Raw genomic sequence first — 14,407 nt, 5'->3', positions numbered from 1 at the left:
ATTACCCCCTCTGTTAAAGTCTTAAAGCTCTCCAGAAATGGAGAGCTTTTTAAGCTTCATATCGATATAGATTTCTACTTAAAGTTGATTGACTAATATCGCGATAGATAAAACAATAATTAATTTCATTTTCCGATTCTCCAACCGGAAAAGCCTGAATTTCAACTTCTATTTTTTCACCGCTTTTTTTCTGACGGTATGTATTTAAGTTGATTTCTTGGCCAGCTTTGAGAGATTCAATATTTTTTTCTACTTCAGTTCTTTTTTCCCGAGGGAATAAAAAGTTTTTAATATTAATACCCAGAACATCATTTCTTTGAAAACCAAAGAGATTTAAAAAATAGGGGTTTACTTTTTCTACATTAAAATCATCATCTAAGATCAATATCCCCTGGCTAGACCTTTCAAATAAGTTTTCAAATAAGTTATTCCCACCACTCAAAACAGCCTTGCTCTCTAATTGATTAAATTTATTTTTAACCTTTTGCTCTATATTGATTTTTCTTTGTTCAACAATTTCAATAAATGCATCTACTACAGCCGGTGAAAATTGGCTACCCCGATTATTTTTGATCTCTGCAAGGGCTTTTTCCTTTGATAGTGAATTGCGGTATGAACGGTTAGAAGTCATAGCATCCCAGGTATCTGCCACAGAAAGAATTTGTGAGATAATTGGTATTTCATTGCGCTCCAGACCATTAGGATAACCTTTACCATCCCAGCGTTCATGATGGAATTGAATATATCTGGCAATATGTTTTAAAGCATCAGAATCAGAAAGTGATTTACTTCCCCAGAAAGGATGTCGTTTAATTAAATCATATTCAATATCTGTCAGCTTTTCTTTTTTATTAAGTATATTAATCGGGATTAAAAGCTTACCAATATCATGTACCATCCCAGCCCAATAAGCATCCATAACCTTTTTATCTGATAATCCCATTTCTTCAGCCAATAAAAGTGATAGATTTGCTACATGTTCAGAATGACCTTTAGTATACATATCATACATTTCCAGGATTTTAATTATGGAGTTGATTAATTCTTTGGTGAATTTAGCCTGTAATTTATCATACTGTTCATAAGCAAAATGAGAAGAAGCTAAAGCAGCAAAAGAATCTAAAATAATAGAACTAAGGTTGCTAAAATTATGCTCACTTTCTTCCCCGATATCAAGGCTGATCCTGCCTATAACCTTATCTTTAACTATGATCTCACTATAAATTGATTCTTTGATCGGTTTTAAGGCTCTAATAATTTCTTCTCTTTTTTTCTTAGGCAATCTTTCAAGTTTAATCATATAATCATGAATACACTTTGACTTATAGTCACTTGAATCACAAAGAAAAATTTTATTGAAATCTGTTTTCCTTAAGATTTCGAAATCATGGCCAACAGCACTAAGAAATTTACACTTTTCGCCCTCAAAAAAATATATTTTACCATAGTCAGCTTCAGGAATGATCTGAACAGCACTGCTGAGAATTTTGCTTAAAAAATCTTCTTCAACTTCAGCTTGATCATCATTTAAGGCTGAAACTGCAGCAATCATTTTAACAAACCTCTGGTTTTTTCTTTTGAGCTTTTGATCTGCCTGTTCTAAATTATTATTCAACTGCTGTGTCTGCTCTTTAAAATCTCTGAGATCTTTATCTTTTAATTTAAGCAGCCGCTTATTATCCCTTATAGTTGATAAATATTTTTTCAAAAGTATAAAGGCAAAGAAAGAGCTCACAAGAACATATAATAAGAAATTATAGTTCTGCAGTTGATTATAATAGGCAAAGTTATCTGAAAACACAGGGAGGTACTGCTGGGAAAAATAATACCAGCTTAAACCCAGGCCGAGATAAATTAAAATAATTTTGTTTTCCTTTTTAAAATTAGGCAATATAAACAACACCCCCCAGCTTTAATATCCAAGAGCTGCAGATTAAATATTATTTGCGCTGCTCTTTTTCAAAAACTGTGATAATACTATCCCAGGCTGCTCTTATATGGGCTTCAGCACTTTCTCTTGCCTGGTCTGGCTTCCCCTTTATTATGGCCTCTCCTAATTCCTGATGTTCCTGCAAAAATTCCTGCAGCCTGCCCCGTCTGCTGAAACTGCTGCGGCGGAAACGGGTTGCCTGTTCAAAAAGAGTATCAAGGAACTTTTCCAGCCATTTATTATCAGATGCCTCTTTGATTATTCTATGAAAAGCGATATCAACTTTAATACAGCCCCTGTAATCATTATGGTCAATATGATCTTTAAGTTCTTCTGTATAAGCTTTAAGCTGTTCTTTCTGCTTTTCACTAATGTTTTGTGCTGCTAGATAGGCTGCCAGCCCTTCTAATTCTGCCCTCAGTTGAAAAATATCATCGATTTCTTTTTTTGTCTCAATTCCGGCTACAAAAACGCCCTGTTGAGGAATAATATTGATCAGTTCTTCCTGTTCTAACATCCTGAAGGCTTCTCTAACCGGAGTTCTGCTGACACTAAGCTCATCAGCGATTTCCATTTCTGTGATCTTTTCGCCAATCATTAACTCACCTTTTAAAATAGCTTCTCTTAAAACATTGTAGACCTGTTTACGGAGTGGTTCATAACTATAAGAATCGATGGCCGATAAATTAAATTTGCTCATACTCTAACACTTCCTTCTCTTTTTAATGTAAAGATTGATGATGATCCCTATATCCAAAGTTCCCTCTATTTATATTGTAATTTATTTCACCAAAAAAATCCAGTTTTAAACATTATTTTTTAATTCCGGCAGAAAAATTAAGCTCAATCAACTTATAGATTAACTATTATATTCTCTGCAGCTGATTTACGCATCGCATCTATTACTTCAAGATTAGCAAAACTTTCTTCTTCGACCCTTAAAGGAACATCTTCCTGCTTAATAATAGCCTCAGCAAAAGCTTCTACTTCCAGTTGATACTGTTCATCTGTTTCTACAGCTAATTTTTGCTTATGTCCTTCCTGCTCAACTAGAAAATAGTTTTGATCTTTCCAGGCAAAAAATCCAGGTACTTTAATAATTCCCTTTGTGCCAATAACCTCAATATCCTTTTCGTCATAAGACATGATAGAATAATAAAGGCTGGCAAATGAACCCCCCTCAAAGTAAAGGGTTGCACTACCACTTAAGTCAACTCCAGCTTCACTTTCTTTTTCGAAAAAATTGGCAACTTTACTTGGGTTTTTTCCCATCAAATAACGGGCAATATTAACAGTATAGCAGCCGATATCGTTTAAAGCTCCCCCATCTAATTCAGCATTAAATCTAAGATCCTGATCTCTATTACTTGCATCAAAGGCAAAATTGGCCTTAATCTCTTTGATCTCTCCAACAACTCCCTTAGCAAGCATTTCTTTTAATTTAATTACAAAGGGCTGAAATCTATACATGAAACCTTCCATTAATAAGACATCATTTTCTTCAGCTGCCTGCAGCATCTCTTCTGCCTCTTTTTTAGAACTACCGGAAAGTGGTTTTTCACAGAGTATATTTTTCCCTGCTTGAGCAGCTTTAATTGTCCACTCTTTATGCAGTTTATTGGGTAGAGGTATATAAACTGCTTCTATATTCTCATCTGCAAGCAATTTTTGATAATCAGCATAAAATTTCTCTGCTCCAAATTCTTCAGCAAAGCTTTTTGCCTTGCTCTTGCTGCGGCTTGCAACTGCATAAAGCTCACTATTATCTGCTGCTAAAATAGCTGGTATAATCGCTTTTTTAGCAATATTTGCACAACCTAAAATACCCCATTTGACCTTAGCCATAATATCTCTCCTCAGCTGAAATAGTAAATATAATTAAAATAATGAAAAATATTTTCTTTTCTTATATATTATATTCAAGAACAAAGATTTAAGTCCTTTTAAATGCAAAAAATCTGAACAGTTTTTAAACCATCCAGATTTGCAGCAGGATTAAATTATCAAAAGTTGATTCAACTTAAGTATTCATTTGCCCTTAAGGCTGCTTTAGCACCTTCTGCTGCAGCAACAATGATCTGCTTATCTTTAATATTTGTGATATCACCTGCAGCAAAAATACCTTCAATACTGGTTTTATTATTCTCATCAATAACTACTTCATTATAATCATTAATATCAAGCTCTTCACAGATGAAACCACTGTTTGGAAGTAGACCGATTTCAATAAAAATCGCCTTTACCTTTAGCTCCCTTTGTTTACCAGTATTTAAATTTTTAATTATAACAGATTCTACCTTTTGCTCACCTTTTATTTTTAGTGCCTGATAAGACCAACAGATCTCAATTTTTTCCGAATTCATTACCTTATCCTGAAGAGTCTGATCTCCAGATAGCCGCTCACTTCTGACCAAAAGATAAACTTTCTCAGCTATTTTAGCCATATCAAGAGCTGCTTCAAGTCCGGAGTTACCTCCACCAACTACTGCAACCGGCTGGCCTTCATAAAGAAATCCATCACAGGTAGCACAGTAACTCACACCTTTGTCCTTTAACTGGCTTTCACCAGGGACACCAAGATGACGTTTTTTGGTCCCAGCAGAAATTATAACTGCTCCAGTATTGATTATCTTATCACTTTTAAGAACTATCTGATGGTCTCTTTGATCATGTTTGATCTCTATAACCTCTTCACCAAAGAGGGTATCAAGCTGATAATTTCTCAGGTGTTTTAAAAAATCCTGCATCAGATCTGGTCCATTTGCATTATATTCTGGAGGATAGTTATCGATAATATCTGTTTCTAAAACCTGTCCTCCAATATCACGGGAAACTAAAAGCACCTTTAAACCCTTTCTCACTCCGTAAATTGCTGCTGTCATCCCGGCAGGTCCAGCTCCGATTACAGTTAAATCCCAGTAATTTCCTTCACACTCTGGTATGTCAAAATCAATTAAATAATCCAATTCACCCAGAGAGATTTTTTCTATTAAAGCATCATAACCACCGATATTTTCTTCATCAATAAAAATCTGGGGAATTGTTTTTTTGCCGCTTCTCTCCAGCATTTCTTGATAAAGTTCTTCATCATCTGTGATGTCATAATCGATATATTCTAAGTCCAAGCTTTTTAACATTGCTTTGGCTCTTCTACAATATGGACACCACTGTTTTGTATAAATTTCAATTTTTGCCTTGCTCATTTAAACAAATCCTTTCTTTTATCCTTTCACAGAACCAGCCAGCATACCTCTAATAAAGTATCTGCCGAAAATAATATAGACTAAAAGAGTTGGTAAAGCAGTAATTATGGCTCCACTCATCTGTACATTCCATTCTACCACCTGGCTTCCAGCTAAATTAGTTAAAGCAACAGTAATCGGCTGACTGGCAGTATCGGTTAAAGTAACCGCAAATAAGAATTCGTTCCAGATATTTGTAAACTGCCAGATAAAAACTACCACAAAAGAGGGGATAGAAATTGGAAAAAATATATGCCGATAAATACTAAAAATACTAGCCCCATCTACCTTTGCTGCTTCTGTAAGGGCTTTAGGCACATCTTTATAATAATTTCTAAACATTAAGGTTGTAATCGGCAGTCCGTAAACAACATGGACCAAAATCAAACCTGGTATAGATCCATATAATCCTATTCTCTGCATAAACTGAACCAGCGGAAATAAGATGCTTTGATAAGGAATAAACATCCCAAATAAGATTAAGGCAAAAAGGGTATCTGAACCTCTGAATTTCCAGTGAGAAAGCACATAGCCATTTAAAGACCCCAGTTACTTAATTTTACCTAAAATAATTATATCATATTTAAATAAAATTTAAAGAAAAAAGTCGCAATTATTTAAATATTTAAACAAATCTTAATTTTTTTAGCAAAAAAAGACCGCTCAAATATAAAATGAGCGATCTAGAGGAGTGAATTAGATTGAAAAATATTAACTTTTAATCTAAGGCTATATAAGCTCCTTTTGCTGCTGGTACAGCATTTCTGATAAAAAGCCCCAGAGCACCTTTGTTGAATTTGGGCTCAGGTTTGCTCCATAATTTTTTTCTAGCCGCTAAAATCTGCTCAATTTCTTCAGCCGAAGTTTTTTCGCCTTTAATACCAATAATATTTAAACTTCTAGCTTTAATATCAATCTCTATTAAATCTCCATCTTCAATTAAAGCAATAGGTCCACCATCTACCGCCTCTGGTGAAAGATGACCTATAGCTGGCCCTCTTGTGGCCCCCGAATAGCGGCCATCTGTTATCAAAGCTGTAGATGTGTTTAAAACAGGATCACTTGCAATAGCCTCACTGGTATAAAACATTTCAGGCATACCTGAACCTTTAGGGCCTTCATAACGGATCACTACCACATCACCAGACTTTATCTCTCCATTTAATACAGCTTCAAGCGCTGTTTCCTCCTGATCATAAACCTTTGCCTGACCTATAAACTGATGCACAGCTGGATCAACTGCCGAATGTTTAACAACTGCTCCCATTGGAGCTAGATTGCCTTTAAGAACAGCTAAAGAACCCTGTTCATTGATTGGATCTCCTGCTGGATAGATAATTTTCTTTTTAGCAGGCAGCTGCTCAGGGGCATCACTTGTCATATAATTTAAATAACTGAATTTATCAAGCTCTGCTAAATTTTCAGCCAGTGTTTTACCGGTCACAGTCAATTGATCAAGGTGGAGATAATCTTTTAATTCTTTCATTATCTGTGGTACACCACCCGCATACCAGAAATAGCGGCTGGGATATTCTCCCCCGGATTTGATATTTGCTAAAAATGGAATCTGGCGATGAATTTTATCAAAAAGTTCAAGTTCTATTTCTATATCAAATTCATGAGCAATTGCAGGAATATGTAAAAGAGCATTTGTTGACCCACCTATTGCTGCATGAATCATAATCGCATTTTCAAATGATTTTTTTGTAACAATATCAGCTGGTTTGAGATTATTATTAACCAGTTCTACTAAATAATTACCTGCCTCTTGTGTCATTTCCTCTAATGCTATACTGGTTGAAGGAATTAAAGCTGCACCAGGAAGCGAAAGACCTAAAGCTTCACCCATAATCTGCATTGTCGAAGCAGTACCCATAAACTGACAGGCTCCACAGCTGGGACAGGCTGAGTATTGATATTTTTTAAATTCTTCTTCTGTTATTTCTCCTCTTTCAAGTTGAGCACTATAACTACCAATCATCTCCAGAGTTAAATTATCTGGTCCAGGTGCCATTGAACCTCCAGGAATATGGATGGAAGGTAAGTTTAGGCGCAGTAATGCCATCAAATGAGCAGGAACAGATTTATCACAGCTGGAAAAAAATGCAATCCCATCATAGGGAGCAGCCATTGCCTGAATTTCTACCATATTGGCAATCATCTCTCTTGAAACCAGGGAATAGTTCATACCATCATGGCCCTGGGCAATACCATCACAAATATCAGATGTTGTCATCCTGCTTCCCATAACATCTAATTCTTTTAGTTCTTCTTTTAAGATTTCAACATATTTATCAAGATGAAAACTTCCGGGATGACCACTGCCATAGGTATTAGCAATTACTATCTGCATTTTAGCAAGATCTTCAGCTTCCCAGTCCATTCCCATCCTCAGGGCATCTATTTCTGGCCCGCTTTGTCTAATTTTTTGGCTTCTAAGCAAAATTCTCACTCCTAGTTTATAATAAAAATAATATTATTATGTTACTTCACTTAAATACTTAACAAGTAACATTTTATTAAATATTTAAGTAAAGCAACAAATCCCAAATTTATGGGATTTGTTGCAAAAAAACATATTAGTTTATCATATTTTCTATTTCATTATGAGCATCTCTTAAAGCCTCATTACTATTTTTAGATCCAGTAATTACACTATGAATTTCACGCTGCATTACTTCAGAAATTTGTGAATACATTGGTGATACTGGGCGAGGCTTAGCATTAATGAATACATCATATAATTCTTCAAAATGTGGATATTCTTCTAATACTTTTTCACTATTATATACAGATTTAAGAGTTGGTAATCTACCTGTATTTAAAGCATTTTCAATTTGTGCTTCTTCATTTGTAATATATTTAATGAAAGTTGCAGCCTCTTCTTTATGGTTAGAGAAATTATTTATAGCCATATTCCAACCACCTAATGTAGCAGCACTTTCTTCCCCATTGGGTCCTACTGGCATTGGAGCCATTCCTACTTTTCCTTTTACAGGAGAATCTTCAGCTTGAACATGTCCCCAGACATAAAACCAATTTCTCTGAAAAGCTGAATCTGCTTGATTAAAAGGAACACGTGCATCTTCTTCAACATAACTACTAACACCTGAGGGAGTTACATTACTTTTAACTAATTTTGCAAAAAAGTCTAATGCTTCAATATTTTCTTCACTATGTAAAACAACATTATTATCCTCATCTAAAACATTACCACCATTACCCCACATATATTCTAAAATATTACAAATTAAACCTTCATATTGTTGAGCCTGAAGAGTCATTCCCTGTGATACATCATAATTACTTTGTAATAATCCTGCTTGTGTATATAATTCATCAAATGTTGTAGGTGGTTCTAACCCTTCTTCTTCTAATAAATCTTTTCTATAATATAAAATACCAGCGTCAGTGAATCTAGGTATGGCATATTGTTGCCCATCATAACTAGTACCAGTTATCGGTCCAGGTAAAAAAGCATCTAATTCACTATCAGTAAAATATTCATTTAAAGGTGCTATCCAACCAGCAGAAGCAAACTCTGGTGTCCAAACAATATCAATTTGAGCAATATCAAAACTATCATCTCTACCTGCAAAACGAGTAACATAAGAATCTCTTGCATCACCAGAAGGTGTGGATTCCTGAACAACATTTATATTAGGGTGTTCTTCATTGAATCTTTCAATCATATTTGTAATTGTACTAGTATCATCTACACGACCATACAACACTAATTCCACCACATCATCTTCAGCCATTATAACTGATGAAAAACTTAAAACAAAAGTTAATAGAATAGTTAATATTAATAGTTTTTTCATTTTTATCCTCCTAATTTTTTATATTATTTGTTGTTATTAAAAATAGTCCTTTAGTAAAAAACAAGAATTTACTAGCACCTCCCTTTTTAATTATTAACCTTTAACAGACCCTGCAGTTAATCCAGAAATAATTCTTCTCTGGAATATTAAAACACCAATTATTAATGGTATTGTTACTATTATTGTTGCAGCTGAGATATCTCCCCATGGAACTGCAAACTCACCCTGAAACATTGTTAAGCCAACTGGTACAGTTCTCATAGAATCACTCATATTAAAAGTTAAAGCAAATAAATATTCATTCCAAGATCTAATAAAAACTAAAATAGCAGTTGTAAACATTCCTGGTGTAACTAATGGTAAGATTATTTTAATAAATGCCTGAAAATATGTTGCACCATCAACTCTAGCTGCTTCCTCTAATTCAAAGGGAATTGTTCTAAAGAAACTTGTTAAAATAAAAATTGTTAATGGTAAAGCAAAAGTAGTATATGGTATTATTAATCCTAAATAAGAATTTAATAATCCAAAATCTCTCAAAATCAAAAACAATGGTGAAACAATTGAAATAGCTGGAAACATTGAAATAGCTAAAACTAAAGATAAAATTATTTTCTTTCCTCTAATATCTAAGCGAGCCAAAGAATATGCTGCCATTGAACCAATAATTATGCAAATTAAAGTTGTAGTTGTTGCTACTATAAGACTATTCTTTATGTAAGTAGGTAAAGAAGTGGTAGTTAATATATTTACATATCTTTGAAAACTTATTGAACTCGGTATCCATTTAATTGGTATAGAATATAGTTCACTATCTGGTTTAATTGACATTAAAAATTTCCATAAGAAAGGAAATGTAATTATCCCTGTAAAAACTACTAGAAATAATCCAAATAATATTTTTTTTATATATTTATTTAATAACCTCAATATTCTCCTCCTTTATTTGCGACTTAAATCAACATTAAAAATTTTGACAAAAATAAAACTTATTAATAAAACTCCCAAAAAAGTCATCACCGACACTACTGATCCTTCTCCAAAATTTAAATTCCTAAATAATAATCTATGAGCATATAAAGAAAGACTTTCAGTACTATTTGAAGGCCCACCCGAAGTTAAAACATCTATTAAGCCAAAAACTTTAAAGGCTGCTAATATTCTAAATAATAATGCCACTAAAATAGATGATTTTAATAAAGGTAAAGTAATATTTATAAATTCTTGCCACTTATTTGCTCCATCGATTTTAGCGGATTCATAAAGTTCTTTTGGTATTGTCTGAAGACCTGCTAAGATTAATAAAGTAACGAATGGAGTAGTTTTCCAAACATCAGCAACTATTACTGACCACATTGCAGTTGAACTATTTCCAATCCAGGAAACTGATTCACTTATAAAGCCAAGTCTTAAAAAAATATCATTAATTACTCCAATTTGGTCATTATATAATAATCTCCAAATTAAACCTGATATTACTGTTGGAATAGCCCATGGTATGAGCACAGAAGCCCGTACTATAGATCTCCCTTTAAATTTTCTATTCACTAATAAAGCAGCCCCAAAACCCAAAAACATTTCCAAAGATACAGATGTAAAACTAAAAAACAAAGTGTTTTTTAGTGCATTCCAAAATCTTGCTTCTTGAAAAATAGCAATATAATTATCTAATCCAACAAACGGAGTTCCTAAATGAATTATTCTTAAATCTATATTATGTAAACTTATCCATATAGTTCTAAAAACAGGGAAAATCGCAATCCCGAATATAAATATAAGGGCTGGAGCAATTAAAATATATCCTAATTGTCTTTCACTAAGATCATTTATTTTCATTTTTTTCACCTCGTTTTAATTTATTTATTAATATCATTGATTCAAAAGCAAATAATGTTCTTTTATCTTTATTATCAGATAAAAGAAATTCATAATTATCCAATAAAATCAAATCCCCTGTTATTTTTTCTAAATTTATATTTTTTCTAGTAAAATTTAAAATTATTAAGATCGTTTTATCTTCACACTTCCTTTTATAAATATGAATATCTTTGTTTTCTTCTAATAAATCCTCATATTTACCGTAAACTAAACAATCTTTATGTTTTTTCCTTAACTCAATTAAATTCTGATATCTTTTTAAAATAGACTTATTGTTTTTTAAGTTATTTTCAACATTAATTTTTTTATAATTAGAATTAACTTTTAACCATGGAGTAGAATCACTAAACCCAGCATTTTCTTTATTATTCCATTGCATAGGAGTCCTTGCATTATCTCGACTTTTCTTTTTAAGCTCATCAAAAAATTTGTCTTCGCTTAATCCTCTTTCAATTAATTCATTATATTTGTTTTTCATTTTGATATCATCATATTCATCAATTTTATTAAAATTTACATTAGTCATCCCAATTTCTTCTCCCTGATAAATAAATGGAGTTCCTGGTGATGTTAACAATAGAGTGGCTAATAATTTAGCTGAATTATCTCTGTATTTTAAATCTCCATATTTTGATAAAGATCTCGGCTGGTCATGACTTTCTAAATATTGTACAATCCATGCTTCTTCAAATAATTTATTATACCAGTCTTTTTGGATTTTTTTCATTTTTTTTAAATTGTCTTTTTTAAAATCTGATAAGTTCAAATGATCAAATTGCACTACCATACTAACTTCTTTTCGATCTGTAGCTGTATATTTATAACTTGTTTCTAAATCAGCATATCCAATTTCACCAACAGTAAGTAAATTATTCGGATTGAAAATTTCATTATTAAATTCATTTAATATCTTATGTACTTTTTCTCTATGAGTGTATTGAGGTGCAGAAAATAATTGGCTTTCATCATCAATATTTTCAACTTCAATATCTGAAAAATCTTGTTCTTTGGCCAAGTGATGAATTGCATCCAGTCTAAATCCTGAAACTCCTAAATCCAACCACCACTTCATTATTTTTTTAAATTCATCTTTTACTTCATTATTTTCCCAATTTAAATCAGCTTGTTCTTTAGCATATAAATGTAAGTAATATTCTCCCCTTTCTTCTTCATATTCCCAGGCTGAACCTGAAAAAAAAGATCTCCAATTATTTGGTATTTCTTTTTTCCAAATATAGTAGTCAGATTTATTATTTTTTTTCTTTTTAGAATCCTTAAACCATTTATGCTTATAAGACGTATGATTCATAACTAAATCTATAATTACTTTTAGTCCTTTTTTTTCTGCTTCACTAATTAAATTCTTAAAATCACTTAAAGTACCAAATTCATCCATTACTTTTTTGTAATCACTTATATCATATCCATTATCATAATTTGGAGACTTATTAATTGGAGTTAACCAAAGAACATCTACTCCTAATTCTAATAAATAATCTAATTTTTCTGTAATTCCATTTAAATCACCTATACCATCATTATTACTATCATTAAAACTTCTTGGATAAATCTGATAAACAACTGCTTCTTTCCACCATTTTTTTTTCAAAATAAACCCTCCAAATATCTAGTATCTGATATATAATAATCTTTTTATTTCTCTTATATACCCACAATCCTATTGCAGGATTATTGACATAAAAAATCTATTCTCAAATTACATTGTTATATCCTACTTTTAATTCATCTATTTTATATTTGTCAATTGTTTGCTGATAATATAAATAATTAAAATTAATATTTTCTATTTATTCCTCGCTTAGTGGGGGGGGAAGCAAGTGAAATTTTAAATCTACCCTCAGAAGAACCATGAATTAAATGGGCAGCTGCAGAAATATTTTCCTGTAAGTCTTTATTTTTACATAAATAATCAAAGGTTATTTCTTTACCGCAATAACCATATTTGCAAATCAGCATGTCAATCTCCTGCTCCTCGCCAAATTTGTGAATACTGGGAGCAATAATAATCACCTCTCTTCCATCAGCAACTGCCATTCTAGTCCGATAAATTGCCTTGCCGCCAATCCAGGTGCTTTTAAATTTATCTTCTTTTAAGAAAACCACTATTTTTAAGCGGTTTTTCAACTCTTATTATATTTTTTAGCTGACTTAACTCAACTGATTTTTCAAAAGTTTCTCTACTACTGCCAGCAAAAATACCTTTAATTTCTGTCAAACCTTTTTTGTCATCACTAATCTGAGAGTTAACTGTCATCAGGTAAAGAAGTAGCAGCTGATCTATAAATTTACTCTGACATTAATCATATAGCTTTCTAACAGGTGAATAATCCTTACAAGTTATTTTTTCCATTAATGCTAGGAATATCCACAAGTATGACTTATTAATAATCTGATTGCCTCCACAGCCACCACTATATTTTTAGTGTAATTTGCCATCACTACCAACTCATGTGGGATAACTTGGCCGGTAGATATTATAAGATCATATTTATCAATAAATAAATGTTTATTAATTTCCAGCGGAAGTGCTTCAGTTAATTCTCCATCGAAAATTATTTCATTTTTGCTGCTGAAATCTAGCCAACTTTAATTGTTTCAGTTCTCCAGTTATGAGCTAGAAATGAAGTTACTGGAATTTTGCCAAACAATCTCCTTTAAAGACTTACGGCTGTAATCAGCTGGAATTAAGAGAAGTTTTTCAACTCCTGCAATTTTTATTTCTGCAGCAAGTTGATTAATTAATCTTTAATTTCATCCTGCTTTAAGTACTTATCCTGGGTGACAATTTCTAATTTGATATTATTAATCTTTTTCTCTCTAATTATGGTTTAGAAAAATAATAAGATATTTTAATTTTACCATTCGGCGACTGTGCCATACTGATTTCGCCAGAACAGATTCTTCCAGTTATGTGAATCAGAAACTAATTTCCGAACCCGTTCTTCGTTAATCTTGATTCCACTCCCCGGAGAATCTGATATTTCTGCATAGCCAGCCTGATATTTAAATGCTTCTTTATTAATCAGATAATTTAGTAAATCATTGCCTTTGTTATAATGAATACCAAGTCTCTGTTCCTGAATAAATATATTTGAACAAACAGCATCTATCTGTAAACTTGTGCCAGATAACTTCTATTTCTAGAGGTTTTTTCTCAACCAGGTAGTCCTCCATTTCTCTAACTACTGTTATTGCGGTATCTGCTTTGCCTTCGACAACTGGCTCACCTTAGTCTGTAATTCCCTAGTCAGTTGAGATTTCAAGAAAAACCATCGAGATGGAACTTTAAATAATTCCAGTTTTGTAATTTTCAACTTGAACAACTCCCCTTTTAATTAATATTGATTATTGATATTACATATCTCATATTTGATATGTGATATATCAAATATAAAAAAAATAATATTTTCTTTCTATTCTTAACATTATAATATTATGCTTGATTGTATAATGAACTTGAACTAATTAAAAAAATAATAAATAAAATGCCCATAGTGGACCAAACTGTAATA

General features: G+C 32.3%; 11 protein-coding genes and 1 pseudogene. All 12 read right to left on the bottom strand.

The genetic code is table 11. The features are described from left to right. Window positions 1-49 precede the first annotated feature (49 nt). The gene (locus LJ207_RS09770; RefSeq protein WP_229346313.1) at window positions 50-1,891 is read right to left on the bottom strand and encodes an HD domain-containing phosphohydrolase; all 1,842 of its coding nucleotides are present in this window, start codon (window positions 1,889-1,891) and stop codon (window positions 50-52) included. A 49-nt stretch (window positions 1,892-1,940) separates the two neighbouring features. Beyond that, window positions 1,941-2,630: a GntR family transcriptional regulator gene (locus tag LJ207_RS09765; RefSeq protein WP_229346312.1), complete on the bottom strand. Its 690-nt coding sequence runs from the start codon at window positions 2,628-2,630 to the stop codon at window positions 1,941-1,943. A 152-nt stretch (window positions 2,631-2,782) separates the two neighbouring features. Next, window positions 2,783-3,775: a Gfo/Idh/MocA family protein gene (locus LJ207_RS09760; RefSeq protein ID WP_229346311.1), complete on the bottom strand. Its 993-nt coding sequence runs from the start codon at window positions 3,773-3,775 to the stop codon at window positions 2,783-2,785. A gap of 170 nt (window positions 3,776-3,945) precedes the next feature. Further along, window positions 3,946-5,133 carry an FAD-dependent oxidoreductase gene (locus LJ207_RS09755; protein WP_305038488.1) on the bottom strand — a complete coding sequence of 396 codons (1,188 nt, stop codon included), beginning with the start codon at window positions 5,131-5,133 and terminating at the stop codon, window positions 3,946-3,948. A gap of 18 nt (window positions 5,134-5,151) precedes the next feature. After that, a pseudogene (locus LJ207_RS09745) lies at window positions 5,152-5,721 on the bottom strand (carbohydrate ABC transporter permease); the annotation flags it as partial. Between the two features lie 169 nt (window positions 5,722-5,890). Beyond that, entirely contained in the window at window positions 5,891-7,615 is a 1,725-nt protein-coding gene (gene ilvD / locus LJ207_RS09740; RefSeq protein ID WP_255666846.1) for a dihydroxy-acid dehydratase, read from the bottom strand. Window positions 7,616-7,751: 136 nt separating this feature from the next. After that, a complete protein-coding gene (locus LJ207_RS09735; RefSeq protein ID WP_229346308.1) occupies window positions 7,752-8,906 on the bottom strand; it encodes an ABC transporter substrate-binding protein in 1,155 nt (384 codons plus the stop codon). Between the two features lie 183 nt (window positions 8,907-9,089). Next, window positions 9,090-9,827: a carbohydrate ABC transporter permease gene (locus LJ207_RS09730; protein ID WP_229346307.1), complete on the bottom strand. Its 738-nt coding sequence runs from the start codon at window positions 9,825-9,827 to the stop codon at window positions 9,090-9,092. 111 nt (window positions 9,828-9,938) lie between these two features. Further along, window positions 9,939-10,832 carry a carbohydrate ABC transporter permease gene (locus LJ207_RS09725; RefSeq protein ID WP_229346306.1) on the bottom strand — a complete coding sequence of 298 codons (894 nt, stop codon included), beginning with the start codon at window positions 10,830-10,832 and terminating at the stop codon, window positions 9,939-9,941. Beyond that, the gene (locus LJ207_RS09720) at window positions 10,819-12,483 is read right to left on the bottom strand and encodes a glycoside hydrolase family 13 protein (RefSeq protein ID WP_229346305.1); all 1,665 of its coding nucleotides are present in this window, start codon (window positions 12,481-12,483) and stop codon (window positions 10,819-10,821) included. The genes LJ207_RS09725 and LJ207_RS09720 overlap by 14 nt, the downstream gene beginning before the upstream one ends. A gap of 185 nt (window positions 12,484-12,668) precedes the next feature. Continuing rightward, window positions 12,669-12,998 carry a hypothetical protein gene (locus tag LJ207_RS09715; RefSeq protein WP_229346304.1) on the bottom strand — a complete coding sequence of 110 codons (330 nt, stop codon included), beginning with the start codon at window positions 12,996-12,998 and terminating at the stop codon, window positions 12,669-12,671. Continuing rightward, window positions 12,976-13,149 carry a hypothetical protein gene (locus LJ207_RS09710; protein WP_229346303.1) on the bottom strand — a complete coding sequence of 58 codons (174 nt, stop codon included), beginning with the start codon at window positions 13,147-13,149 and terminating at the stop codon, window positions 12,976-12,978. Before LJ207_RS09710 ends, LJ207_RS09715 begins: the two co-directional genes overlap by 23 nt. Between the last annotated feature and the right edge of the window lie 1,258 nt (window positions 13,150-14,407).

The organism is Halanaerobium polyolivorans (assembly GCF_020711195.1).
Taxonomy (GTDB): domain Bacteria; phylum Bacillota; class Halanaerobiia; order Halanaerobiales; family Halanaerobiaceae; genus Halanaerobium; species Halanaerobium polyolivorans.
This window is presented reverse-complemented; position numbering and strand designations above follow the sequence as displayed.

What these genes read in the sequence shown, in the direction of transcription:
- LJ207_RS09765 (WP_229346312.1), bottom strand. Translation starts at nt 2,630, where the DNA reads ATGAGCAAATTTAATTTATCGGCCATCGATTCTTATAGTTATGAACCA.
- LJ207_RS09760 (WP_229346311.1), bottom strand. Translation starts at nt 3,775, where the DNA reads ATGGCTAAGGTCAAATGGGGTATTTTAGGTTGTGCAAATATTGCTAAA.
- LJ207_RS09755 (WP_305038488.1), bottom strand. Translation starts at nt 5,133, where the DNA reads ATGAGCAAGGCAAAAATTGAAATTTATACAAAACAGTGGTGTCCATAT.
- LJ207_RS09730 (WP_229346307.1), bottom strand. Translation starts at nt 9,827, where the DNA reads ATGTCAATTAAACCAGATAGTGAACTATATTCTATACCAATTAAATGG.
- LJ207_RS09725 (WP_229346306.1), bottom strand. Translation starts at nt 10,832, where the DNA reads ATGAAAATAAATGATCTTAGTGAAAGACAATTAGGATATATTTTAATT.
- LJ207_RS09710 (WP_229346303.1), bottom strand. Translation starts at nt 13,149, where the DNA reads ATGACAGTTAACTCTCAGATTAGTGATGACAAAAAAGGTTTGACAGAA.